The organism is Peribacillus sp. FSL K6-1552, from assembly GCF_038005205.1.
Lineage (GTDB): Bacteria > Bacillota > Bacilli > Bacillales > DSM-1321 > Peribacillus > Peribacillus butanolivorans.
The window spans coordinates 2159019-2185229 of the sequence record NZ_JBBOST010000001.1 but is presented as its reverse complement, the minus strand read 5'-3'; the positions used below and the strand labels follow the sequence as shown (position 1 = coordinate 2185229).

The 26211-nt window shown below is 36.3% G+C and carries 25 protein-coding genes and 2 pseudogenes; 9 read left to right on the top strand and 18 right to left on the bottom strand.

The genetic code is table 11. From position 1 onward, the window contains the following. Positions 1-195: 195 nt before the first annotated feature. Both NST21_RS10635 and NST21_RS10630 read right to left on the bottom strand, forming a co-directional pair. Positions 196-1374 (bottom strand): amidohydrolase, encoded by a 1179-nt coding sequence (locus tag NST21_RS10635; protein WP_340889044.1) that lies wholly within the window; start codon positions 1372-1374, stop codon positions 196-198. Positions 1375-1427: 53 nt separating this feature from the next. Beyond that, a pseudogene (locus NST21_RS10630) lies at positions 1428-1792 on the bottom strand (YfcC family protein); the annotation flags it as partial. 40 nt (positions 1793-1832) lie between these two features. Between NST21_RS10630 and NST21_RS10625 the strand changes: the two are divergent. Then, entirely contained in the window at positions 1833-2009 is a 177-nt protein-coding gene (locus NST21_RS10625; protein WP_235569679.1) for a hypothetical protein, read from the top strand. A 345-nt stretch (positions 2010-2354) separates the two neighbouring features. After that, positions 2355-2762, top strand: a complete 408-nt coding sequence (locus tag NST21_RS10620) for an Hsp20/alpha crystallin family protein (protein WP_053345533.1) — start codon at positions 2355-2357, stop codon at positions 2760-2762. A gap of 73 nt (positions 2763-2835) precedes the next feature. Here NST21_RS10620 and NST21_RS10615 read toward each other — a convergent pair whose 3' ends face one another. From NST21_RS10615 to NST21_RS10585, 7 genes are all read right to left on the bottom strand, one after another. Then, entirely contained in the window at positions 2836-5967 is a 3132-nt protein-coding gene (locus tag NST21_RS10615) for an SbcC/MukB-like Walker B domain-containing protein (protein WP_340889041.1), read from the bottom strand. Next, positions 5964-7109 (bottom strand): exonuclease SbcCD subunit D, encoded by a 1146-nt coding sequence (locus NST21_RS10610; RefSeq protein ID WP_056523513.1) that lies wholly within the window; start codon positions 7107-7109, stop codon positions 5964-5966. The genes NST21_RS10615 and NST21_RS10610 overlap by 4 nt, the downstream gene beginning before the upstream one ends. A 159-nt stretch (positions 7110-7268) precedes the next feature. Further along, a complete protein-coding gene (locus tag NST21_RS10605) occupies positions 7269-7697 on the bottom strand; it encodes a DUF2621 domain-containing protein (protein ID WP_053345530.1) in 429 nt (142 codons plus the stop codon). 81 nt (positions 7698-7778) lie between these two features. Beyond that, on the bottom strand, positions 7779-8084 hold the full coding sequence (locus NST21_RS10600; RefSeq protein ID WP_340889040.1) for a DUF3219 family protein: 306 nt from the start codon (positions 8082-8084) through the stop codon (positions 7779-7781). Between the two features lie 215 nt (positions 8085-8299). Next, complete coding sequence (locus tag NST21_RS10595) at positions 8300-8779, bottom strand: CcdC family protein (protein ID WP_223305315.1); 480 nt, start codon at positions 8777-8779, stop codon at positions 8300-8302. Positions 8780-8888: 109 nt separating this feature from the next. Further along, positions 8889-9248 (bottom strand): response regulator, encoded by a 360-nt coding sequence (locus NST21_RS10590; RefSeq protein WP_056523519.1) that lies wholly within the window; start codon positions 9246-9248, stop codon positions 8889-8891. A gap of 215 nt (positions 9249-9463) precedes the next feature. Then, on the bottom strand, positions 9464-10171 hold the full coding sequence (locus NST21_RS10585) for a cytochrome c biogenesis protein CcdA (protein ID WP_053345525.1): 708 nt from the start codon (positions 10169-10171) through the stop codon (positions 9464-9466). A 258-nt stretch (positions 10172-10429) separates the two neighbouring features. On the opposite strand from NST21_RS10585, the gene NST21_RS10580 reads away from it, so the two are divergent. From NST21_RS10580 to NST21_RS10565, 5 genes are all read left to right on the top strand, one after another. Next, entirely contained in the window at positions 10430-10603 is a 174-nt protein-coding gene (locus tag NST21_RS10580) for an aspartyl-phosphate phosphatase Spo0E family protein (protein WP_340889037.1), read from the top strand. A gap of 462 nt (positions 10604-11065) precedes the next feature. After that, positions 11066-11806 (top strand): polysaccharide deacetylase family protein, encoded by a 741-nt coding sequence (locus NST21_RS10575; RefSeq protein WP_445670591.1) that lies wholly within the window; start codon positions 11066-11068, stop codon positions 11804-11806. Beyond that, a complete protein-coding gene (locus tag NST21_RS28785) occupies positions 11803-12021 on the top strand; it encodes an NlpC/P60 family protein (protein ID WP_377376156.1) in 219 nt (72 codons plus the stop codon). Before NST21_RS10575 ends, NST21_RS28785 begins: the two co-directional genes overlap by 4 nt. 718 nt (positions 12022-12739) lie before the next feature. Continuing rightward, a complete protein-coding gene (locus NST21_RS10570) occupies positions 12740-13138 on the top strand; it encodes a DoxX family protein (protein ID WP_053345524.1) in 399 nt (132 codons plus the stop codon). Positions 13139-14826: 1688 nt separating this feature from the next. Next, entirely contained in the window at positions 14827-16632 is a 1806-nt protein-coding gene (locus NST21_RS10565; protein WP_340889036.1) for a LamG-like jellyroll fold domain-containing protein, read from the top strand. Positions 16633-16929: 297 nt separating this feature from the next. On the opposite strand, the gene NST21_RS10560 is transcribed toward NST21_RS10565, so the two are convergent. From NST21_RS10560 to NST21_RS10545, 4 genes are all read right to left on the bottom strand, one after another. Next, a complete protein-coding gene (locus NST21_RS10560; RefSeq protein ID WP_340889034.1) occupies positions 16930-18054 on the bottom strand; it encodes an NADH-dependent flavin oxidoreductase in 1125 nt (374 codons plus the stop codon). Positions 18055-18181: 127 nt separating this feature from the next. Continuing rightward, complete coding sequence (gene trxA / locus NST21_RS10555; RefSeq protein WP_252432379.1) at positions 18182-18496, bottom strand: thioredoxin; 315 nt, start codon at positions 18494-18496, stop codon at positions 18182-18184. Between the two features lie 57 nt (positions 18497-18553). Continuing rightward, entirely contained in the window at positions 18554-18940 is a 387-nt protein-coding gene (locus NST21_RS10550; protein ID WP_056523812.1) for an IDEAL domain-containing protein, read from the bottom strand. A 105-nt stretch (positions 18941-19045) separates the two neighbouring features. Continuing rightward, a complete protein-coding gene (locus NST21_RS10545) occupies positions 19046-19465 on the bottom strand; it encodes an RrF2 family transcriptional regulator (RefSeq protein ID WP_056523814.1) in 420 nt (139 codons plus the stop codon). Between the two features lie 293 nt (positions 19466-19758). Between NST21_RS10545 and NST21_RS10540 the strand changes: the two are divergent. Beyond that, positions 19759-20332: pseudogene (locus NST21_RS10540) on the top strand (MsnO8 family LLM class oxidoreductase); the annotation flags it as partial. 615 nt (positions 20333-20947) lie between these two features. On the opposite strand, the gene NST21_RS10535 reads toward NST21_RS10540, so the two are convergent. Together NST21_RS10535 and NST21_RS10530 are read right to left on the bottom strand one after the other, a co-directional pair. Next, complete coding sequence (locus NST21_RS10535) at positions 20948-21937, bottom strand: 2-hydroxyacid dehydrogenase (RefSeq protein WP_340889033.1); 990 nt, start codon at positions 21935-21937, stop codon at positions 20948-20950. Between the two features lie 21 nt (positions 21938-21958). After that, positions 21959-23257: an MFS transporter gene (locus NST21_RS10530; protein WP_340889031.1), complete on the bottom strand. Its 1299-nt coding sequence runs from the start codon at positions 23255-23257 to the stop codon at positions 21959-21961. A 720-nt stretch (positions 23258-23977) separates the two neighbouring features. Between NST21_RS10530 and NST21_RS10525 the strand changes: the two genes are divergently transcribed. Continuing rightward, the gene (locus NST21_RS10525; RefSeq protein ID WP_340889030.1) at positions 23978-24739 is read left to right on the top strand and encodes a GTP cyclohydrolase II; all 762 of its coding nucleotides are present in this window, start codon (positions 23978-23980) and stop codon (positions 24737-24739) included. A gap of 99 nt (positions 24740-24838) precedes the next feature. Here the strand turns inward: NST21_RS10525 and NST21_RS10520 are convergent, their stop codons facing one another. The 3 genes from NST21_RS10520 to NST21_RS10510 all read right to left on the bottom strand — a co-directional run bounded on the left by NST21_RS10520 (position 24839) and on the right by NST21_RS10510 (position 26154). Continuing rightward, positions 24839-25195 carry a hypothetical protein gene (locus tag NST21_RS10520; RefSeq protein WP_340889029.1) on the bottom strand — a complete coding sequence of 119 codons (357 nt, stop codon included), beginning with the start codon at positions 25193-25195 and terminating at the stop codon, positions 24839-24841. 399 nt (positions 25196-25594) lie between these two features. Beyond that, positions 25595-25756, bottom strand: coding sequence for a hypothetical protein (locus tag NST21_RS10515; protein WP_340889028.1), 162 nt, complete (start codon positions 25754-25756; stop codon positions 25595-25597). 182 nt (positions 25757-25938) lie between these two features. Continuing rightward, a complete protein-coding gene (locus NST21_RS10510) occupies positions 25939-26154 on the bottom strand; it encodes a YneF family protein (RefSeq protein WP_034312934.1) in 216 nt (71 codons plus the stop codon). Positions 26155-26211 lie beyond the last annotated feature (57 nt).

The following is a 26211-nucleotide window of genomic DNA, read 5'->3' as shown; positions in this document are numbered from 1 at the left end:
CAATAATTAAATATCTTAATAGACTGGTTCAGGTTAAACACTAGTACAGCTATTTCAATTGATAATATCTAGGTTTTAAATTCTTTGTGATGGAATATTTGATTAAGATCAAATGGCTAATTAATCAAAAAAATGACCAACTCAAATATGAATTGGTCATTTTTAATAGCTTATATTCTACTTATTGATTCCTATTTAGTGCACACACAATTTCCTTGCAACTCCTAAGAAATATTCTACTCCGTATTGCAAGGCACTTTCGTCAATCTTGAATTTAGGATGATGCAGCGGATACGCTTTTCCTATTTCTTCACTGTGAACACCTATAAATTGCATCGAAGCTGGAACAATTTCGGAGTAGGCAGAAAAGTCCTCAGTCCCAAACATTGGATGTTCGACGTTTATCAGGTTATCTTTCCCGCAAATTTCTTCTACAATTTCCCGAGAGATGTCTACTACTGTTTTGTTATTGACCACAGCAGGATAACCTAATAACCAATTGATTTCATAGCTTGCTCCATGTGCATCAGTAATCCCTTTTACAATTTTCTCTAGATATTCTCTAGATTTTACGCGACTATCTCCATCTAGAGATCGAATTGTCCCGCCAAGCTCTGCATATTCTGGTATTACATTTAGAGCACTTCCAGCATGAAATGTAGTAACGGAAATCACGGGAGCTTTAAGTGCAGAAAGTTTTCTAGAGATAATATGTTGAAGATTGGTTGTGATTTCAGCTGCAATGATTAATGGGTCGATTGTTAATTCAGGAGTAGAAGCATGTCCTCCTTGGCCAATTATTTTAATTTCAAAGTCATCAGCAGCCGCGCAGAATACCCCATCTTTGATACAAATTGTCCCTTTTCGTTCATAAGGTGAAACATGAAGAGCGAATACATAGTCAACTCCTTCCATGATACCGCTTTTCACTAATTCTGATGCCCCTCCTGGATAGGATTCTTCAGCATGTTGAAAGATAAATCTGATTTCCCCAAAAATCTCCTCCCTTTTTTCAGAAAGAATCTTTGCAGCACCCAATAACATGGCAGCATGTGCATCATGTCCACAGGCATGCATAACTCCTGGATTTTTCGATTTAAAGTCCACATCAGCTTCTTCTTGAATAGGCAATGCATCTATATCTGCACGAAACGCAATGGTATAGTTTTTCTGATCAGTTTTCTTCGATCCTCTTAATACTGCCAATACACTTGTTTCTGTTGGTTTCGTTACTTCTAATCCTGGAAATGTACTTAATAGATTGTAAATATAATCAGATGTATTATGCTCTTGATAGGAAAGCTCGGGGTTTTCATGTATATGGCGCCTCCATGAAATTACCTGATTCATAATCGCCTTTTCCATTGTCTTCATTAATGAAAGACCTCCTTATATATATATATTTATTTATTATTTCATATTTTACGTTAAAAAGGACCATATTTAATAGCCTGGGCAATAATTAAAAAGATTATCGATACGGCCATTTGAATTAGGAAAAACGGAAAGATCCATTTCACCCATTTGGTAAAAGGTATCCCTGCTACTGCTAAACCGGCCAATAGTACTCCGGAAGTAGGAAAAATCATATTAGATAAGCCATCCCGGTTTGTCTTGACATACCGACTAAATCTGCTAACGGTGTCATAATTGGCATGGTGAGTGCAGCTTGTCCACTTCCAGATGGAACAACAAAATTAATGAGCATTTGTAAAATAAACATTCCTAGAGCATTAATTGCAGGGGGCAATTGTTCAACTAATCCAGATGTATAATATAAAATTGTATCCAGTGAAAGAACTGAAGGGACATCTTCCGTCGCTGCCCCAATTTTGAATTTTTTTGGAGAAGTTTCAGGTGCCATAAGTATTGGTTTTGTAAGTTTTAATTTGACACCTGAAAGACTCAATATCCTCGTTAAAAATGTGATGGAAACGAGTCAAAGCATGTCTGCAAAATTGGGATATAACGGGTCTGAACATACGAAGGCAATGAATCGTTCTTTCTAAATCATGGTATTTTATTTAAAGAAGTAAGTAATCCAGGAGTATAAAGAAAAAATACAAAAAAATTATTTCAGGCTACTTTATCTCTGTTTTCTTGAGACTGAAGTAGTCTAATTTCATTGGTATGCTTTTTATTTCATTTTACCTGATTGTTACTTCGCATCTCTCTAAAGTTCCCCTTTTAGACTCACACTAGGTTGTCCTCTAACAAAAGACCAACAGGATATATTTATAGTTAACTCGTTTTCAGATTGTGAACTTTATGTCATAACTTTTTATTTTTTTCAATCACCATTCTTCATACTTCAAACATATAATACATACAAAGGAAAAACCGGGGGTATCAACATGCAAGACAATTTACATGGATCGCAAATGAATGAGGTTGAAAAGTTTGATGAATGGGTGAAAAAGTTTTTTCTGGACCCGGAGACAAGTGCGTTGGATCATCAACTATTTTCAATTGATATATACGAAAGTGAAGATGAGTATATGGTGGAAGCGGTTTTAGAAAATCATGATGTTAAAGATATTAAAGTATGCCTAAGTGATAATGAGCTATCGATCATCGTTGACGATAATCATAAACCCTTTCTTGAAAATAAAGCGGATACATTACCCACACAGAGGAAAATCCCCTTCCCCTTTTCAATTTGCTCACGTAGGATTACCGCGGAATTTTCAAATCCGTTATTGGTGATTCGCATCCATAAGTTTTCCCCCGGAAAAACAGCTGACGATATTAATATTGAGTAGTTTTCTTTCTTCATAATAAAAAGAATGGCTAAGGAAGCTGCCTGCTTCCTTAGCCATTCTTTTTTTATCTTGATTAGCCCGCAAAGTAAAATGAAGTTCGACTTCCTTTTTGTGTAGAAATGACTTGAAGCTGGGCAGCGATTCGTTCCTTTAATTCTGGAACGTGAGAAATAATGCCAACCAATCTTCCGGTGCTCTGTATATCCATTAATGCTTCAATCGCATGGTCGAGTGATTCAGGGTCAAGCGTACCGAAACCTTCATCAATGAACATAGTCTCAAGTGATATGCCACCTGCATTCTGCTGGACAACATCGGCAAGCCCTAGAGCAAGTGCAAGCGACGCCTTAAAGCTTTCGCCTCCTGAAAGCGTTTTGACATGCCGTTCCTGGCCCGTATATTGATCATATACAGATAACTCCAGACCGCTTTGAATATTCCTTCGCGTTGGGTCCAGTTTTCGTAAAAGCTGATAACGACCGCTAGTCATCTTCAACAATCTTAGATTGGCTTCTTTTAGGATATCATCTAAAAAGGCCGCCAATACATACCGTTCAAAAGTAATACGGAAGGAGTTTTGACCTTTAGAAATCTCGGACAGATGACCAACGATACTGTACCTTTCATCTAGACTTTTCTGCTCTTCCCTTATTAGCTCCAGTTTCCGTTCAATTTCTTCGTTAATTTGCTTGTCAGCCAGTAATTCATTCTGATTTCTGCGTAACAATTCCAATTCAAGATCTATGAATTCAAAAGTCTTTTTCAACCCTTCAAGGTCCGGTTTGACCACATCTTTTAATTTCATTTCCAAATCATGAAATAGACTTAGAACGCTTTGCCAACTTTGATTGTATTGCAGAACTTGACTCTCTATATATTCGAGAGCCGATTCTGACTTTTTGGCTGTTGTATATTCTTTATAATTGGCAAATCCTTGTTTGGTCATATCCGTAATCAACTTTTCCCGTTCCTCTGTTAATTCACGATTTAAGGCTTTTATATTTCCAGTTAGTGATTCTTTTTTCGCATTGATGCCCGACTCTTTTTCTTTAACCATTTGAAGATTTTTTCGTGCTTCTTCTAATGCAATTTGTAAACGTTTCTGCGTTTTGACGGCCGCTTGATATGCTGCAGTATATTCTTCTTCAGTCCTGATTCCTTCTGGCATAGAATCGGTTAATCCTTTAAGCTTTGTAGAATTTTCAATATACCTGGTTTTGACTTGATCTTCTACTTCTTCTAAAGATATTCTATTCGCTTTTAGGTGGACTGCTTTCTCTTTTAATTCAAGCAACCTTCTTTCCAATTCACTAAACGCGGCCTTCTTAAGCCTCAATATCCGTAACTGTTCTTGCAGCTCTTTTCCTTTTTGCTCGAACTGATTCAAGTAAGCATCAATTTGATCGAAAGAAAGCTGTGGCAAACCCTGTTGTAAGTCAGCCAATTTTTCTTGAGAGGACTCTATTAGTGTATTGAACTTTGATTCCGCTTGATAATATTCACTTTCAGCTTGACTTTTTTGTTGATCTGCAGACTTCAGATTGTTTTCCTGCTGTTTCAATTCCATATCCGATGGCATCTCATCATGCATTTTGGCGGGTTTAGGATGACTCACCGATCCGCACACAGGACAATTTTCACCAGTGTGCAACATGGACGCTAGCATCCCTGCCTGACCAGCGCGCCACTTTTGATTAAGAGCCTCTAGTTTTTCCTTTTCCTGAAGCTGAATTTCAAGAAGCACTTGGAACCGGTTATTCTTTTCATCCAACACCCTCTTTGTGCCCTGTGATTCTGAAAGAACATCTTGAAGCTTTTTCATTTCTAATAACAAATGCTGATTTTTTTCGACTTCTCTTTCCATATCACTATAAAGAAAGGCTGCATTTTCCGCTTCTGATTTTTCAAGACCAACTTTTTCTGCTTCCGCTTCAATTGAACTATGCTCTGATACATTTTTTTCACGAAGCTGCTTACTAGTCTGCCACTCTTTTTCATCTAAAAGAACTTGCGCTTTTAAACTCGCATATGTCATCACAGCATCTTTTACCTGCTCAAGCTGATGCACATTTCGAACCGCCCGTTCTCTTTCGTCTTCCTTCAATAATTCCTGTTCATAGGAATCTTGTTTCTTAATCCGCTCAGCCATTACCTTCTCTTCCTGCTCACTTAATTTTTGAAGTTCTGTAGTTACATCTTGTACTTGTTTACCAATCCGCAAATAATATTGCTCTTGCTTTTCTAGAGAAGCCGCTTTGTGCGCCATTTTAATTTGTTCTTTTACTTCATCTATTTCAGGTTTTTTCGCTTCAAGGATCTCTTTTTCCCTTCTCAGCCTTTCTTTTTCAGTAAACCTATTTAACAAATCCACCGCTTTTGAAAGCTCTTGGTTAACTTGATCTCGAGCTTCTTGCTTTTCCTGTATTTGCTTGCTAGCATACTGACTTCTTTCTGTTGCTGCCGAAATAATAGAATGTAAGAGCGGCAAAATCTGTTGTTCATTTGGCTCTTCTGCCTCCAAATGTTCCTGCAGTCCTTCATGATTACCCGGCTTGATTCCTTTCATTAATTCAATTCGCCGCTGTGCACTTCTTTCACTTTTCTTTTTAAGAATTGAAGCTTCTTCTTTTAATTTTTCTTCTATTCGTTTATAAAGTTCGGTATGAAATAATTTCTGAAGTATCTGTTCTTTATCCTTACTGTCGGATGTTAACAGTTTTCTGAATTCATTCTGAGGAATCATCAGAATTTGCCGAAACTGATTGGCATCAAGTCCAATAAGTAATTTGATTTTCTCTTCAACCTCGCGTACATTGGCACCTAGCAGTTTTTTGCCTTCTGGCAACAGCTCATATAATTCAGCTTTCGCACCAACTGTCGTCGTGCCATCGCCCGATTTCTTCTTTCGTTCCTGTTGTGGTGAACGAGTTACCAAATATGTTTTTCCACGCAGTGTAAATTGTAGCGAGACTTCCGTCAACATATCATCTTCGGCAAATTGACTTCGTAAATCTTGCCCACTTCGATCTTCACCACTTGCTTTTCCATATATCGCAAAGCTAATCCCGTCAAAAATCGTTGTTTTCCCTGCACCCGTCTTTCCAGAAATGACAAACATAGTTCTTTCTCCAAGGGTATTAAAATCAATAGTTTCTCTTCCGGCATATGGGCCGAATGCCTGCATCGTTAAAATATGAGGTCTCATTTTAAAGCCTCCTCTTTCTTCACAGCTTCAATTACCGAAACCATCAAATCTTGCTTTTGAGAATCAAAGTCTCGATCTGTCATCTCTTGGTAAAACGTTTCAAACAAATCCAATTCGGACTTTCGTTCATCCTTTACAGAAGAAAAAGATTTTTTTCTTCTCAGGTCAGCCAAATCCCATTTCCGCTCTAGGTGAAGTACGTTCGGGTAGACCTGGCGTAAGCGATTAATCGGATCGATGAGTGATCCCTCATCATTTAGTGTTATTTTTAAATAGTCATCTATTTTTTGTGATTGAAAAAAAGCAGGGTCAAGTAACTCTTCCATTGTGCCTGCCAGTTCCCTCATATCAAGCTTAGGCATCAAAGATCGATAACGCATATCGAAGTTGCCATCTTCTTTCATCTCGACAATGGATAACGACTTATTTTGCTTGGCCTCAGAAAAAGAGTACTTCAATAGTGAGCCGGAGTAATATACCTTTGGATGGCGTATCGCATCTGGGCTATGTAAATGTCCAAGTGCCGTATAATCGAACGCATCAAATAAATCAGATGAAACACACCCAGAACCGCCTACTGACAAAACACGTTCTGAATCGCTCGTTTTACCACCTAATACAAAGGCATGTCCAACGAAAACATTTGGTTCATTCGGATTGAATGTTTCCGCAATAGTTCCAGTTATCCGTTTCATTGCTTCTTGATGAGAATGAATACTTTCATCTTCAAAAAGATGGCGAACGGTCCCAGGTTCTGCATATGGGACACAATAAAAATTCACGCCCTTAATACGGACCGGTTCACATGTTTTTGTCAATTTCCCATGAATGTATAGCTGGCTATGACGATACCAGGATGAACCGAATGACAGCCTCTCCGCCGAATCATGATTTCCCGATATCGCAACGATCGGTGTATTCATTTTCACATTAATGGTATAAAGAATTTCATCAAGAAGCTCTACCGCTTCCGTCGGTGGAACAGAACGATCATATAAATCACCGGCAATCACAACTGCATCCGGTTTCTCTTCTTCTACTATTTCAATAAATTGCAGGAGTGCATGTCTTTGATCTTCTGTCATATGTACCCCGTGAACAATTTTCCCTAAATGCCAATCAGCCGTATGGATAAATTTCATAGTTTCACTCCGTCCTCATTTTTACTTACTATTATTATATCAAAAATTGAAAGGATAGCATGGATTGGGTACAAACGTTCTAATTTTTACCATGATTTGAAGCACATCTTTTTTCAAACAAAAAAAGGCACACTCTAAAGAGTCTACCTTCTCCTAATATCAGCTAAATAAATGTTCATATGGACTCATATTTACTTTTCGTTCAGCTAATTTTTTTTGTAAAAATTTATGATCACGTTTGGGCGTGGCAATGATATAGCCACGTATTACTAAATCTTCTGTAATATCTCCCGCTTTTTCCTTTAACGCCAATTCACCGATTTTACCAGCAATTTTATGTCGTGCAACATCACGAAAAAGTTCTGGTACAGGGCTCACTAAATCTTCAAGTAAATCCTTCTGCTGCTTTGACCATAAGTGCTTTGTTTGGTCCAAATAATATTCTTCCCAATCCATATCGGATTTTCCATCCTCTTTAGGAAACCTTTTTAAGAATTTCCGAAACATGAAAAAGCCACCGATGCTCATCAAAATTATTAATAGGGCTACCCAAAATAGAATAAACCATAAAAACCAGCCTCCAAGCAAAGAACCACCTCATATGTATAGAATAATTGTTACTATGTATTATAGACAGTAACCCATATCTTTACAAGACTGGCAATAGAATCATTCTTGTTCGTTTACTTCCAATAAGACCAGTGAAAAATCTCCCACAGCATTTTCTTCATAAAGATTCGTAACCGAAGTAGCATAGTTAAAAATCTCTCCGCGAAATTCCTCGTTTGACTGAGGGATCTTTATATCAAATACCATTTGATATAGCAGTGTTGTTATATCATGATATTCACTATTAGTTACCTCAAAATTAAAACTGACTTTTCTGAATTCTCTACCTTCAGAATCTTTTATAACTTCTGCATGAAAATCAGTAACATGCAGTGATACATCGTCCAAAATGACTTCATCTATCATCTTACTAAACATCTCCTTTATTTGTGATTAAAGTTATGTTATCACCTCAGGCGTCCCACGCCAACGATTCAGCCTTGAAAATATCAAAAAAAACGTGCACAGGAAAACCTGACATGTTTCTTTGAATTAATTCCCTTTTTCGGATCCATTGTATAAAAACAACACCCGACATAATGGCAGGTGTTGTTTTTTGTTATATTTAGTTTAATTAAAACTTACACCATATTACTTTCGCTTAAGTAGGCGGCTTTGACTTTTTTGTATTGGTATAGCATCGCTATTCGCCATGGAACAATCATGGCAAAAGCAAGAAGGAAAAACATTCCACTAAGCACGCCAACTTCAATTGTACTTCCCAGAATAAGCTTTGCAACAAGTCGTATCACCATTAGTCCAACTAAAATGAATATAAATGCTTTAGACCTCAGAATATAAATTTGTTCATTTCGAACTTCGAATTTGGATGTTTTAATTAAGAGGATAGAAAATACCATCCCTGCTACAAGAGCTTCTAGAAATTCGTATCTAGTGACCCTAAACATTGGGAAAAGAAACATCAAAGCACCCGTACTCATAAAGAGTGGGGGTAATATGATTTTTTTTTCATTCACTGGTTTTTTTGTTTCCTTCATTCGAAACATGAAAACACCCATAGCCATCACAATCGCTATACCTGTTGATATATATATCATCATTTTTATCATCCTTTTAGCTAAAATAGGTAAGTACCATGAAAAATTATATATCACTTCAATTATTAAACAAAGTATATATTACCTAAATCAGATAAACAAGGAGAGTGTTTTAATCAAGCACCCTATTGATAGCATCTACTACTCTGCATTCGTCAAACGGCTTTACAATAAAGTCCTTTGCCCCTGCCTCAATAGCTTCGACAACCATTTTTTGTTGTCCCATCGCTGAGCACATTATAACCTTTGCGTAAGGAAAATCTTTCTTAATTTCTTTAACGGCATCTAGCCCGCTCATGATTGGCATTGTTATATCCATTGTAACAAGATCGGGATTTAGTTTACGAAATAATTCTATTGCCTCTTTCCCGTTCTCACCTTCACCAATTACTTCATGTTCTGCTTTTGATAATATATTCGAAAGTGTCATTCTCATAAACTTAGCATCATCAACTACTAATATTCGGGCCATAGCCGTTCCTCCTCATTTCAAACAACAGAAAGCGAAATCTTATCGTATTGAAATGTAATGATAATTTTCAATAATAAGTATAGGATATCTGACTTAAGACCTAAAATCAAATGATTTAATGTAACAATCTAAGTAAATTTACACAAAAACAGGTATAAAGAACCATCAACAGAATATCCTATTAAAATATTTTTAAAAATTAACTTATCCATGGACTAAAACCCAGTAAATCCCCCGAATAGTCTAGATAGGACTGCAATTATTTTGGTCATCCAATTAAAAAATAAAATCACACCCATTAGAATCATTAAATATCCGCCAATTTTCATAATATATTGGCTGTATGTTTTAATCCATTTCAATTTTCCGACAAAGAAGGATAAAATGAAAAATGGTATGGCAAATCCTAATATATAAGCAGTCATATAGCTCATGGCCGCGCCTGGGTTGGTTGCACCTAAAGTGATAACAGCACCCAAAAGAGGACCTGCACAAGGCGTCCATCCAGCAGCAAAAGCAAGACCAATCAAAATCGAACCAATATATCCGCTAGGACGGTTTTTAAACTCGAAACGGCTGTCTTTCATTAAGGATTTTGGTTGAAAGACCCCCACAATAAATAACCCAAAAATGATAATTAAAATGGCACCAATTTGACGAATTAATTCCTTGTAATTTGAGAAGAAAGAACCTAGATATGTAGTGCTAAACCCTATTGCAATAAAAACCAAAGAAAAACCTAGTAGAAAGAACAAAGTATGCAACATGCTCCTTCTTTGGAGCATGGCATTCTCTGATTTAATCTCACCAACACTCATTCCAGTGATATAAGATAAAAAGGCTGGGTATAGCGGTAAACAGCACGGAGATATAAAACTCAAAAAACCGGCTCCAAAAGCTAAGAAAATATTAATATCATTCAATAACCCTCACTCCTATGTAAGTACCTATAAACATTGTAACAAATAAGATAAAAAAATACATTTTTGGAACTGTGAATATTTCATGACAAACTCAAAACCAAATAACAAAAATTGGGTTTAACTGTTGTTTATTACCATTAAGGTAACTTATTTGAATTCATTAGACCAACCCTATATAATTGTTATATTCATACAAAATTTACAACTAGCTCATAAAAGGATACCTTAAGAAAAGTTGGGTACAGGAAGGATATATAAATGGCGAAAAAAAATGAGTTTCTCGAACAGATTGAATTAAAGAGAAATGAGCTTATCAATATTGTCGCTAAAGACGGCTTAAACTCTAAGATTGCGATAGAATATAGCCAGCAGCTTGATCAATTATTAAATAAGTATAATGAGCTCTTTTATAAAACTGGTATAGACTTTTAATTATCCCATTAATTTCTTACCAGTTTATCTCCTATTAATAATACTTCTTTCATTATATTCTTTTTGCTAGCAGTCATTCTCCCCTCTTTTTTACGTGTTCCCCCTTCCAATTTCCACTTAGTAGATAATCACTTAAGTAACATTTTCTATAACCATTAACATAAAAAAATAGGCAACCGCTTTGTAAGCTAAGGCATATTTTTTGTTTCTTTATAAGATATTACATACTTTCATGTTTCTATATCGAAATGGAAGCCAATTCGAGGATTGCCACAACAAGAATAACTAAGGATCCAGCTAAGATGGATGAATCTTCGGGTACAGAAATCATGAGACAATTGTTGTTTTCCCCTAATTTCTCTTTCCAAGAAGTAATTTGCTCATTTTAATAAAAAAAATTGAACTCCATATACTATGTCGTATATACATGTACAGGAGGGCATTATTTTGAGAACTTTATTTTTGGCTTTTTCAGTTTTCATCCTTTTTTACTTTTACGACTGTAATTACATTCAAGCTACAACCGCTAGTCGGGAGGTTTACGAAAAAACAGGAAATGTTATTTGGGAAGGGAATACCCAGGAGAAAATCGTTGCAATAACCTTTGATGATGGCCCCCATCCTTCATACACCCCTCAAATCCTTGATATATTGGCCAAATATAATGCTAGAGCAACGTTTTTTGTTTCTGGTAATAAAGTGAAAAGTTATCCCGATATTTTAGAGAGAGAAGTAAAAGAAGGTCATGAAATTGCTAATCACACTTATAATCATATTTATGACAAAAATATGAGTGCTGTTTTATTATCCTCTGAATTAGATCAAACAGATAAAGTGATTTGGGAAATTGCCAAATATAAACCTTCTCTATATCGTCCTGTAGGAGGCTTTCATAACGATTTAATCATTAATACAGCTGTTAAAAAAGGGTTTAAAGTTGTCCTTTGGTCCTGGAGTCAAGACCCACAAGACTGGAAAAGACCTGCAGCTAATAAAATTTCGAATCATATTATTAAATCCTTACGAGCAGGTGACATCATTCTCTTGCATGATTGGACCGATCGTCCCCAAACTGTAAAAGCACTAGAAACAACTTTGGATTATTTATATAAAAATGGCTATGAATGTGTAACGGTATCTGACTTGCTATTTCGCTCAAATAATAGCTCACCCGGTTTATTTAGGACTTTCCCTGTTGAATAAGATCCTTCCGAATATGTGGAGCAGGTCGATTACCAGAAGATATTGAAAAAGGTCATTTTGATTGCAGTGGATTCATATATGCCATGCTCAGATCGAATGGTATCATGTGGGCGATAGGAATTACAGACACACTCGTTAAACAAGGCAAACGAGTACCAGAAAAGGGCTTACAAGTTGGTGATCTAATTTTCTTTGATTCTTATAAGAAGTTCTAATCAAACACCTTGGCTTGTGCTAATTAACCGTCTGAATTACTTCGATACTGTTGATAACGCTTTTTGTTTTTCTAGTGCTTTTCATTCTTTCCACATTCCATAAAATACGCTAGGATTCTCTAACGATGTATGCCTAAGATGATGCACCCCTGTTCCGCTGGTGAAGATGGTATCGCTTTAAAGAACTAATGATTCAGCAGTTCCTCACAATTCTCATCTAATTCTTAATTTAGACTATATCTTCCTTTTCATGATGTTGTTATAGTACCCCTTCTAAAGAAAGATCTAGAATACATTATTTTATTGGGAACATTCAATATTTCCATCAAGTCTTTACACTAGAACTGAAAATGGTTGACAAAGTCTCCCCTCTATCCACTATCCTTTATTCTTTTTCATCGTTCCTGAACAATTCTTCCTACATCCTGTTTCGAGGATTTGGGACAACTAGTTTATGGTTTTATTTAATAATGACTAGTTAACGAATACAGCAAAAAAAGTGTGATAAAAGATTTTTCTAAATAGCCCCTTGAGTTTAGTAAATAATATTATCGCGCTAAAATTATGTTTGACAAAAAGGTAATAAACTATTATCTTTAATTAAAGATAATTTAATTCGAGATAATATCCAAAGATTCGTTATTTATTAATGTAAATATTTTTTTCATATATATCTCGAATCAAAGATATCTAAAAATATTTCCAGGAGGAATTAAATATGATTGGTATAGGTTTATTAGTTATACGGGTAGTAATTGGTTTATCGTTTGTAGGACACGGTGCACAAAAATTATTTGGCTGGTTTGGAGGTTATGGTTTAAAGGGCACCGGCGGCTGGTTTGATTCAATTGGTATGAAGCCGGGAGTTACAATGGCTCTATTTGCTGGTCTATCAGAGCTAATTGGTGGTGCTTTATTTGCTTTAGGTCTTTTTACACCGCTCGCAGGTATTTTAATTGCCCTTACAATGCTGGTTGCTATCGTTAAAGTTCACGGAGCAAATGGCTACTGGTCAACTCAAAATGGCTATGAATATAATCTTGCCATCCTTGCCGTTGCGATTGGTGTAGCGATTACAGGAGCTGGCCAATACTCACTTGATGCCCTTTTATTTTAGCTTCTGTTAAAGTTTTAAGTAAATGTAAAGGTAAGATAACGACAAGAAACTGTCATCAGAAAAGCCTTACCGATAAAATGTTTCCTAATAAGTACAGGTATTAGATGGAAAAATAAAAGAGCATCGTATATTCGATGCTCTTTTTAACTAGTTAAAATGTATATAGTTTAAGAGTAATTTTGTTACCGTAAATGGTCACAAAGTATAAGCTAGATTAAAAGAGACCGAAACATTAATGATCTTTTGAAGTAGTAGCTTTCACTTCTTCCCTTTAATATTCGATAATCTAATAAAAACACCAAGACCCGCAAAGAAAAAGCCTAAACATAATAGGCTTCCTGGACTGCCCCAAACTATTTCGTTAATCATATTGTTCCTCTTTTCTATATGAATATTTTACCATATTACTATAACATTCACATTAAAATCAAGTCAATATATTCCAGGAAAGCACCCTTTAAATTGAAGGATAAAATCAATAACATAATTGATTATAAAGGGATTTCCAAAATTCATAATGATTCACATCAACAATCTGAAATACTTTTGGCGATATTGCTTTTATACAAAATACGTATTGTCTATTAGTTCCTACTTCAACCCAAAGTACAATCGTATTTTCCTTCTGGGAAATTGGAGTTGGTACTTACAGATATACGATTTACTTTTCTTTTAAATGATTGTAATACGCTTCATTTGTTTCAACTTTCGTTCCTGGTTTGAATGGCTGCATCCAGTCATCTCCTCCTCTTCATTTATTTTGTTTAGTGATTACAAACAGATCATTCATTGATTATGTAATACACTACTCAATGTCCTTTTTGTATTTAACCATTCTTCTTTTTCTCGAACGTGTACTATGTATCACAAGCTTTTCAATAAATTCTAGAAAAGTGTCATTAGCTAACTGTACTATTGGACTACCCTCGACTTCCGCTCTTTAATGGCTCAATAATGTTGCAAACCAATTCGTTTAGATATGACATTACGCTTGTTACCTGAAGCAGAAAAAATAACCAATTGTTATTTTGCTTTTTTTGTACATTATATTACAATTATGATTAAAGAGGGTTTTCAAAGATATATATAACAATGAATACCTTTTTTCATTAAAGAAGTTGAACAATAAAGAGTATAGAAATTGTAAGGATATAGGAATTAAGCAGCAAATCCATAATGCATTGAACTCCTAGGCTATGCACTATTCATTCTTTACAATAAGAAAACGGAGTGGGGGAATAACCCGCTCCCTGTTTTTGCTTCTAATTATTTTTATTTATATCCCTGAATGATAGATGGCAGTTTGGTGCATCTTAGCCATTAAACTTACTTATTTTATAATAAAAAATTAAATCAAATACTAATTTGACTTCTTATATTTTTCTTCCAAAGTTGCAACTAAATTTGATATTAAATTTCTCTATATTTCTTTATAATTCCTTGTCTCCTTTGGCTTTCTTCTCATCACCTGTCTTTTTTAATCCTATAGTTTTCATCATGCATTATTTTATTCATTCCATCTAATAAGTTATAAAGAGCTAAGTGGACTATCACAGATGGCAGCAAAAAGCAGAGCCTTCTGAACCAGCTTTTGTTTTTTACAAAACCTTTACTTATTTTCATAAAAGAATAAATTTATAATTGATATCATTTATTATGTTATAAAAATTTAACGAGGTGAATGTTTTATGAGAATGAAAAAAGCATTTATTGGTTTATCGCTCTTATGTATGATTGTTCCTGGTTTTGCTAATTCGGCAGCTGCCTCAAATTCTGTTGCTGAAAAAGATCGAAGTAATATCGTGGCAGATTGGAAATTTTCGAAACAATATGTGAAAAGCGGTTCAATCGATAAAGGCAATTTAATTATTGAAGATGCAAGTAAACAAGGAAATGATTTAGAGTTAGTAACGATTGGAGATCAAGCCTCGCCAGAATTAAAAAATATGATTAAATGGTCTGAAGAAGATTATCATAATCAAGAAAAAGTTGATAGCTTGCAATTCGCTAATTACAAAAATGCCCCTTCAGGAAGATATTTCAAAACAATCAAGGAAGCACCTATTAATAAGGAGCAATTTGATAAAGGATTTACAATCGAGGCTGTAATTAAATTACCAAATAATTTTGAAGACCGTTTACATAGCTGGATGGGAATTTTAACAAGACAAGGGCAGGCTGCTGATCTTAATAAAGTGGAAGGCGAGAAAGAAATCCTTACTACACTATCTATATCTAGTGATAAAGAAATTCAATGGACAAGTCATCCCTCTAATCTAAACTATAACGTGGGAAACTGGTCTCGTTCTTTAAATGCTGATGAATGGTATCATTTGGCGGTTGTTAATGACGGTACAACGACCACTTTAACTGTAAATGGCATTAGTGATTATGGAAAGTCAGAAAAGGTAGTAGGCATTGCAACTATAGAAGGTAAAGGCTGGAATATCGGGGCATCTGAGTGGGGAAATGAATTAGATGCACTATTTGCAGGTAACATCCAAGAAATACGAATTGCTAATGAGGCTTTGACTGAAAAAGAATGGCTTGTTCAAGATGCTCGAGACGACGAACCATTCAAAGGAACAAACGATAGAATTCCATTTCTAACAAACAAAAATAATTATAATTTTCTATTTGTCCCAGATACGCAAAAATATTCTAGCCAGAATCCAGAGATATTTAATAGCCAAATGAATTGGATTGCAAAAAACACTAAGAAGAACAATATTGTAATGAACACATTTGTTGGAGACATTGTCGATAGTAATTCAAAAGTGCAATGGCAGAATTCCCTTAGAGCCATTTCCTATATAGATAAAAAAGAAATTCCTTATATGATGGCTGCAGGGAATCATGACTATGCTGACGGAGATCCATTCTTAACATATTATGGACCGCAACGTTTTGCGAATAAAAAATACTATAAGGGCTCTTCTGATTCGGGATATGGCTCTTATGCAATTGTTAAAGCAGGAAGCTATGAATACTTAGTCTTAATAGTTGATATGAAAAATCTTCAAAAAGACTTGCAATGGTCAAAAGATGTTTTAAATCAACATAAAGATAAACCGACTATTATCGTTTCTCATGATGTAATTTATCCTGAGGTTGATAATAATAAAACTGTTGCCGTTGAGTCGTCTAACGGCCGACTGATCTGGGATGAACTTATAAAGGATTACAACCAAGTGTTTATGACGGTTAATGGACATTATTTTGGGATAGCACACCAAGTCAAACAAAACGCAGCGGGGAACGATGTCATTCAAATGCTAGTCAATTATCAAGCAAATTACCGAGGAGGGAATGGCTGGCTGAGACTTGTAGAATTCGATGAAAAGAAAAACAAAATGTTTTTCCGTACTTACTCCCCATTTGTAGATGAAATGTCAAAGAAAGAAAAAACCTATATCGATTATAAATATTTAACAGATGAAAACAATCTATTTGAATTAGATTTCCATTTTAAAGAGAGATTTAATTTCAATTAACCAAATATGAGGATAACTCAAAAGAACTTACTTCCCTAAGTAATCATATAGCTATATTTATTTCCTACCGCTATAACATCAGCCTGAGAAGATTGTTTGTTTTGAGTTATCCTTATTTTTATATTAATTCTAATTTTTTGTCCACACTATACGTACAATTTCAATAATGTATTGGGGATAATTGAATGAAAAATCCCTACTCTCATCTGGTTTTCCGCAAACAAAAAGGCTGTCGTGTATTTACGACAGCCTTTTTGTTTAGGTATACGAATTGGTAACTCGGTATACCACTATGCTTTATTCAACACCTGGAAACCATCCTGGAGAATTGATAATCGCTTGCCATAATGGATCTGGAATATCAAGTTGCTGCTGATTATTCTTGTTTATTTTAGTAACAATTTCTGTTTCTCTGCCTTGCTCCACTTTTTGAACCCAGTCAGGATCAATAATGAGTTCACGGGCTAATGCGGTTAAAGGAACCCCTGTTTCAAGAGCTTTGATCGCATCATCTGCTGTATAGATGGAGCCAACACCTATGACAGGAACTAAATCCCCTACACGATCTTTTATGATTTCTATTCGAGGACGGTTAGCCTCAGCTCCTCGTCTAGCTGTTGACCAGAAATCCATTAATGAAACATGAAGATAATCAAGATCTTTTTTTGCGAGGGCATCTATTAATACCAGTGTATCATCCATAGTGATTCCAGGTGTTTCTGGCTCCTCTGGTGAAAAGCGATATCCCACAATGAACGGCTCTTTGGCATGTTTAGCAACTGCCTTTTTCACTTCATCTACAACCGCTATTGGAAAAGTTAGACGTTTTTCTAGACTTCCACCCCACATGTCTTCTCGACGGTTAGAATGTGGTGAAAAGAATTGCTGAAGTAAGTATCCATTGGCACCATGAATTTCGACACCATCAAAACCTGCTTCAATAGCACGTCGAGTGGTTTCTCCAAAATCAGTAATAATCGATTTAATTTCTGGTTCAGATAGTGGACGTGGAACAGGTTTACCATCGCCTTGTGAAGGAATATTACTGGCACTTACAACATCGCCATTTGGTACTAATTCAGGTGGAACCTCGCGGCCGCCATGGAAAATTTGTAAAACTGCTTTTGCCCCTTTCGCTTTAATCGCTGAAGCTAATCGTCGTAAGCTCGGAATCAAATCATCCCGATCACCGCCGAATTCACCATGAAATCCTTTACCATTTGCCGTGACATAGGTACATGCTGTAATAACCATACCCACGCCGCTTGACCTGCGTTCATAATAGTTAATTTCGGCATCGGTAACTGTACCGTCAGGATTCGAAGAGAAGTTTGTCATTGGTGCCATAACCAATCGATTCTTTAAATGTACCTCTTTTCCTAAATTAAACGATTCAAATAATGGTGTAAATTTAGAATTCATTGGTTGTATTCCTCCATTTTAATTATGTTATCTCACCATGTGACAGGTGTTGGTTAAGATTGGCTATATTTTTTCTTGTGCAGTGGAATGAACAGATCCAGGTAATAACTTGTATATCAGAATCAAATTATGCATGCTTTGCAATTAATTCTGTTAAAGCTTCTTTAGGCTGATAACCTACTACCTGATCCACTATTTCTCCATCTTTGAAAAGAATAAGTGCTGGAATACCCATGACTCCATACTTTCTTGTAGTATCTGCATTTTCATCTACATTAAGCTTAACAATCTTAACTTGATCACCCATTTCAACATCGATATCATTAAGCACTGGCGCAATCATTTTACAAGGTCCGCACCATGGAGCCCAAAAATCAACTAACACTAAACCTTCTTTAATTTCACTAGCAAAAGTTTGATCTGTTACATGCATTATTGACATAATCATTTCCCCCTCTAATATTATCCATTAAAATATCAATCTATATTTTTAATTACTTTATCTATTTACATCCAGATTTCCAATCCTATTTCCTGGGATAAGAAACTCAGATTTTCTAGTATTCATTTTTGGATGTTTTTTAATAGATGCTAATTTTTCGGACAATTCCATAAACCACGCCTCATCTTTTGAAAGTAAGGCCAAATCAATTAATGTTAAAAGATGAGCTTCGTTACTAATTGATAAATCGGGAAGCTTTTCAGTCCATTTACTTGGAATCCAAATCGATTTTCCAACCGCTTTTTCATTGTCACTTTCCACCACATTCACTTTTACAATTTCTCGACTAGAGTTAACTATTTCAACAAAGCCGTGGATAAGTTCTCCTTCTCTGGACCTTCCCTGTACCCAATCCCCATTTTCAAATCGAATTTTATCGGCCATCTCTATAAATACACCCCTTAAATATTTAGTCACAGTTCAATTTAAAAGCTTTTAACTGTAAAAATAAAATATACAGTAAGCATAAAAGAAAAAACTAAATCAATATCAAGGACATTGTTTAATTTTTTCCAAAAAAGTGCTAAGGGTAATATTCTCTAAATATTTTTCAAAATATAATTCAGCTTCATCGAATATTTGATCCATAACCATCTGGGTATTAGACGATATAACACATTTTTTTTTCGGATCACCTGTACACCAATTTGGTTTCAGGGTTCCATGTGAGACTGCAATATAAATATCAGCCAAACTTATCTCTTGAGGGTTACAGTCAAGAATATAGCCGCCGCCCACACCTTCTTTTGTCTTAACAAATCCATTATTTCGTAAGCAACTCATCATTTTACGTATTCTAGCTGAGTTTGTACAAACGTTTTCTGCGATAGACTCACTGCTTGCCATATGATCTGGTAAATATGCTAAATAGACTAAACTATGCACAGCTATTGTAAAATCACTATTCACTTTTTTCGCATCCTCCTCAAGAAGATTACTGTAATCTTAATATTTACAGTTAACTATGTCAACTAAAAAACTCACTAATGGTTACCTCTATGTCAGGCCTAACTTTATTTTATCAAATCGTTTTATTTCGAGACAACAAAAACAGCTGTTAGAATGTATTTTATGTTGGAGGGATTGTGTGAGTAACAACCTTCTATCCTCCGTAACATCAATTTTTTTATAGAAAGAAGTTGAATTTATTGAGTGACTCTAATAATATTCGTTCGAAACAAATAAAAGATATTCCCTTTTCCATGCTTGATCTTTCTCCCATTGTACTTGAAGGAAATCCTGCTCAATCTTTAAGAAATACACTTAATCTTGCAAGACATGTTGAGAAATTAGGGTATAATCGTTTCTGGCTGGCTGAACATCATAATATGCCCTTTATCGCTAGTTCCGCTACATCGGTAGTGATTGGACATGTAGCAGCAGGTACTTCAAAGATTCGTGTAGGTTCAGGAGGAATTATGCTCCCGAACCATGCTCCATTAGTTATTGCAGAACAATTTGGAACGCTCGAATCCTTGTTTCCTGGTCGAATTGATTTGGCAAGCTCCTGATACTGATCAACGTACTGCATATCCTATAAGACGTGTCCGTCAAAGTAATGGTCAAGAGTTTTCAGAACAACTGGCATCGTATTTTAATCCAGCTTTAGCTTCTGAAAAAATGTATGTAAAAGCTATACCGGGAAATGGCTTAAACATTCCGATTTGGTTATTTGGCTCTAGCGGCTTCAGTGCGCAACTAGCTGGGATGCTTGGATTGCCTTTTGCGTTTGCAAGCCATTTTTCCCCTGAAGGAACACTCCCTGATTTAGAGATATAAGCTTTTTTCTCAATATCCGCAACTATTACGAATAACTAATGATGGAATTAGAGAATTTGTCTACTACGTATTTCATTCTTTTCATTGATCATCTCCATCGAAATCTACTATGTTATTTTTGAGAATAATGCTCGATGCAACAGACAAACCTACTCTTATTAATTTCGATTAATCAATGATTAATATTGCCCTCATGCAAAAAAAATACACCATTAATAAATCATGGTGTATAAGCAAATATCTTCTTTTAATGCTTTACTACAAATATTTACCTACTAGAATAGATTAGAAGTTGGAAGGTTCCTCTGTCCAATCAGAAAAAATCATTATAACATCATCTAAAGTCTTCTCATTATTTGCTGATTTATCGATTTTTTTCAAGGTGGACCAATTTGTTTCAACATTCGAGAAACTTAGAAAAATAGTATTTCTCATTAATCATTACCGTGATCCTTACAAGTAATAAAGAGCCGGGAAGATCGTTTAAAACGATGCGTAATAAATTGGATATATTTCAAAAATCCCAAGTGGTCTAATAGATTGGATAATAAATAGGGTGAGAGATACCTGTGAGGACATCTCCTATTTCCATTTTGGTGCCTTGCACCAATTTTACTCTTTAAGTGGCCGAAGTCCTTTCAATTCAGGAACGACATTCACTATCTCCCTTCCTGTAACCGCTGCTACAAGGTTCTTCGCCGCTAGCATAGCCATATCATATCGTGTTTGATGAGTAGCTGAACCTATATGCGGCAGCGTTACCACGTTTGGCATGGTTAAGAGCGGATTGTCAGGCGCTACGGGTTCTTGATCAAATACATCCAAACCGGCTGCAAGGATTTCCTTATTTTGTAGTGCTTCGATGAGGGCCTTTTCGTCCACCGTCTGGCCGCGCGATGTATTAATAAAGATTGCAGATTTTTTCATCAGTGAGAATTGCTCCCGTCCCATAAGCTTCTTCGTCTCAGGGGTATAAGGGACCATTAAAAGAACGAAATCTGATTCCCTCAAAAGGTGCTCTAGAGAGGTATAGGTTGCACCTACCGTTTCCTCTACTTCTGGTTTTCTTCGCCGGTTATGATACAAAATCTCCATGTTAAAACCGAATTTCCCTCGTCTTGCAATAGATTCTCCAATCCTACCCATACCTATGATGCCCAATGTTTTTCCATGAACATCAACGCCAAAAAGGGGTTCATCGCCTTTACTTCCCCACTTGCCGTCCTTTATAAGCTTGTCCAGTTCCGGAAGGCGGCGGGCTGCTGAGAGCATTAAGGCTAAAGCTAAATCGGCCACGGTTTCATCGAGCACATCCGGTGTATTCGTACCGATTACGTTTCTCTTTTTCATTGCCTCTAGATCATAGTTGTTGTAGCCTACTGAGATATTGCTGACAGCCTTTAGGTTTGGTGCATGGTCCAGAAATTCATCATCAATTTTTTCCCCGGTGATGAGCAGTCCGTCAGCATCGGAAATTTGCTTTAACAGCTGGCTTCGGGTAATCGGTTCCGGGCCATTCCATTTTTCACACTGGCAATACTGCGAAATATATGCTTCCACCTCGGCCGGTACTGGTCTTGCTATATACACTTTTGGAATCAATTTATGTCCTCCTTCGTTACACTATTCTTGAATAGGATGTTTTACAATAAACCAATAACAGATTGCGGCGCATCCGGCGATTAAACCGCCAGATATAAAGGCAAGGGAGTAAGATCCAGTTGCATCCACAATCATGCCTGCCACAACGGGGGAAAAGGCTCCACCAAAATAACCGCCAAAATTCTGAATGGCACCTACGGAAGCAACCATAGAAGGAGGGGCAATGTCACCAGCAAGTGCCCACGCACTACCTGTAATGGCAGAAATAAAACAAAGAGCAAGGGTCAGTAATGTTAAGGTAATAGCGAGTCCTTTGACAAGCGGAACGGCACATACAACAATAGCGGCCGAGATGGCACATATACTAATTAAGACACGCTTTGCTTTAATTGGTGTAGTAATTCCCTTGTCCACCCATTTTTTAGTAAGATATCCTCCGAAAATATTGCCAAAGATTCCGCCAAGCCAAGGGATACCAGCATATATACCCATTTCTTTTAGTGAGACATGATGGACATCGAACAAATAAAGGGGCAGGAAGACAAGGAAAATATTCCAGATCCAGATGGTACAGAAGAAGCCCAGAATCATTCCCCATACGCTTCGATATTTAAATAACGAACCCCATTTGATTTTTGATGATTGAATGCCTTGTTCCACTCCACCTCCTTCCGACTTAATGTATTCAAATTCCTCCTTGGAAAGTTTTTGACTTTTTTCAGGATTTTTATAAAAAATCACAAAACCGATTGCGAATATAATGCCGATCACACCAGTTATATAAAACAGTGCTCTCCACCCAAAAGTCACCATAATGAAAACGAGCAGTGGCGGTGCAATGGCTGGGCCCCATTTGGACGAAGAATCCCAAATTCCAGTCGCCAAGCCTCGTTCCTTTTTAGGGAACCAATACGATGTGATCTTTGCCATCGTCGGAAAACAAGGTGCTTCACCTACTCCAAGTAAAATCCGTACAGCAATAAATGAACTCATTTTATGAACAGCTCCCGTTAAAATGGTCGCACCACTCCACCAAATAAGCGCGATTGTATACACCTTTTTGGTACCGAACCGATCGATCAGCCAGCCGGAAGGAAGCTGCATTAATGCATAACTCCAAGAAAAAAAGGTTCCCAATAACCCGATTTCGGTTACGCTTAGTCCGAGTTCTTTCATCATTTCAGGAGCTGCAATGGAGAGGTTAGCCCGATCTAGGTAGTTTATTATTCCTCCGATCAATAACCAGATGACGACAGTCCAGCGAAATTTCCGGCCAATATTTAATGGCTTTTCTTGCTTTGTTTCTATTCTTGCTTCCATACCTTATCCCTCCTTGTTATTTAAAACGCCATAATTGGCAGCGCTTTCAAAATAAGAAAAAGCCAGAGCTAACGCTTGGATAATATGTATATACAAGGAGGTTTTTGTTTTATAATATAAAACCCAGTTTTGGAATTGTAGCAAAAAATAAACGAATAATTCTTTTTATTCTGTAAAATATCGTATTATGATGATGGATGATTGTCAATCTTTATTCTTATTTTTAGGATTATTTACCGGTAGGGCATAGTCTGGATAAGAAAAAGGCATGATTAGAGCATATACCGTAAGGGAAACTGTCATGGAAATGTCTGAAATAGGATCCTTCACTCCGCGCAAAAGTCGGAAGGATTCAAAGCTCAAAGAAGATCATCTCTCTCTAATTGTAAAAGAGTGGCCATAGTAAATCCATGGATGTATTATTATTCCGTAATAAGCATTCTTTGCACAATTAAACTACATGTCTGAACACGTAGCATAGGTGTTCTTTCTATTTCTCAGCCCCGTGGGTTTATTTCAACTTGTAGATGATGCCTATATGCTCAAACAATTCGGAAAGAAAGCATCCAAAAACCTTTTAAACGGTTAGATTATTCTTTCCTGCCTCTTATTAAAACAAAAGATTCACAAAAGAATGGATTGGGTACAATATGAACAGAACTGTTAAGCGTAGTATAAATTGCCCGAAATAATATTTTGAAGCATCAGGAGGAAGTTTATATGATTAATGAAAAAGTGGCTTTGATATTAGAAGATAAAATTAACGTTATTAAAAGTGGTGAAAAATCCATTTATTTAGTAGGCCCTATCAAATTACCCGTTAACTTAGAGGGCGAAACAACCATATTCCAATGGTATTGCTGGTTACGTTGTGAGAATATGGCAGGTCATTTTTGTGATGACGGCTCTTATAATACGGAAAAGATCATTGAAACTTTGGCCTCTTCCAATTTAGCGGAAATGCAGCAATCCAGTGTGTTACTGTTTGGAGATTTTCAGCATTCTGCCGATGCCCTTATCCGTATGCATAGTATTTGCCATACTGGCGATATTTTTGGCAGCAAACGGTGTGATTGTGGATTTCAATTAAAGCAGGCTATGAAAATGATTGCGGCTCAAGGAACCGGTGCTTTATTTTATTTAGCGAATCACGAAGGAAGAGGCATCGGCTTATTTAGTAAAGCCATGGCTTATGTTCTGCAAGAAAATGGATTGGATACGGTGGAAGCGAATTTGGAGCTTGGGTTTGTTGATGATGCTCGTAACTATGATGACGCCATTCGAGTGTTAAAAAAACTGCGGTCCAATCCAGTGACTCTCATCACCAACAATCCGAGAAAATTAGCAGCCCTTCAAAAGTCAGGTGCCAATGTTGCAGGGAGAGTTCCGTTATGGGGAGATATCTCCGAGTATAATGAAAAATATTTAGAAACTAAAGTCGTACGTTCCGGTCATTTAAAAGATGTATATCTAAATGAGTGACTGATTATTATATGAAATTGGCTGTACTAATGAAAGGCAAAACCGTTTCAAATCCCCTTGATGTATATGTCATTGTGAATGTTTACCGAATTGTTGGAATCAGAGTCTAGCAATGAAGACCGTACTTAATATTTCTCGTGCAAAGATCGAAAATGGGATTGGAATCAGTCCCATAAAAATTGTAGCAAATCGTGCAAATTGCAGAGATTCCTTGTCATTATTATCTTTATTAAAATGGGATTGCCGACCAAATTGTTGAAACTGCAACTGTCCCAAAGACATCAGCGTTTCTTCTGTTAGCGAGATGTTTTGAAAAACGATTGAGGCATTAATCCCAATCAAGGCTGCAATGATACCAATGGTAATTACAAGGAAACCCGCATACATTCTTGCTTTCTTAGCCTTACCATCATCTTGTGTTGAAGCTATTGCCTGGATAATATTTTTGAGTTGCAAAGATGAAATCGATATTAGCTATAGTCCAAATTAGGAACTAGCTTTCTTCAGTGTGAATGGCAGGGTTGCAGGCGAGACTTCCCCCCCTGACTAGAGGTTTAAGACCGTGTTTTTTCATTTTGCGGATTAATGACTTATAGTAACGCCCAATACCTTGCAGCCTTGCGAATACTCCCTTCCCGCTGAATCATGCTCTCATTTAGCTTTTTCTCCACAGACTTAAATAAGTTTCTTTAGGCATCTCAGCATTGAAACCCTTCAACAAATTCCGTGGTACTTTTGGAGCTTCAACCTTTGTCGCAACGTTTACCTTTATATACTCCTCTCGCTCACACCAACTCAAAAATGCCTTAATCATCTTAAACATAGAAACGATACTTTGAGGTTGTAACCTGCTTTTTATTTCACCCTTACATATGCCTTTAAGTAATGAGTAGTTATACTTTCTAATTCAGTAATAGCTCTTTTATCATTGAGGTAATTCTTCAACTGTTTATTCTCTTGCTTTTTGTTCTTCAAGATTTTCTCGGTAATCCCTTTCTTGGCATAATCCACGAACAACACAAAAAAACCCCTCTCTCTGGTTTAGTTTCAGTCAGAGAAAGAGGTTTCGAATTAGTCTGATAAAAGATAAAGCAAAAACAATAGCCATTTATGATGAAAGTTTCACTCTATAAGGTAGTTTATGATTTGCTTATCTTATAATTGCTATCAATCAATTGATAAACCCTAAAGCTAAAGGTTTACTTTGTTTGTTGTTTATTCATGGCGCTCATCATTTGATTAATTTTCTTTTGGGATGGTTTCATACCCATTTGCATCATCATCATTTTCAACATTTGTTCGTTAATTGGCGGATTTTTCTTTAAGTAATCCATCATGTATTTACGAGCGATGAAAAATCCCAGCACTACTCCAGCAATCAATGCCAGTACGCCAACTAGAATGTAAACCCACATACTATTTCCTCCTTCATGTTGTCTAACATCAGTGTACTAGACCAAAGGTTATTATAC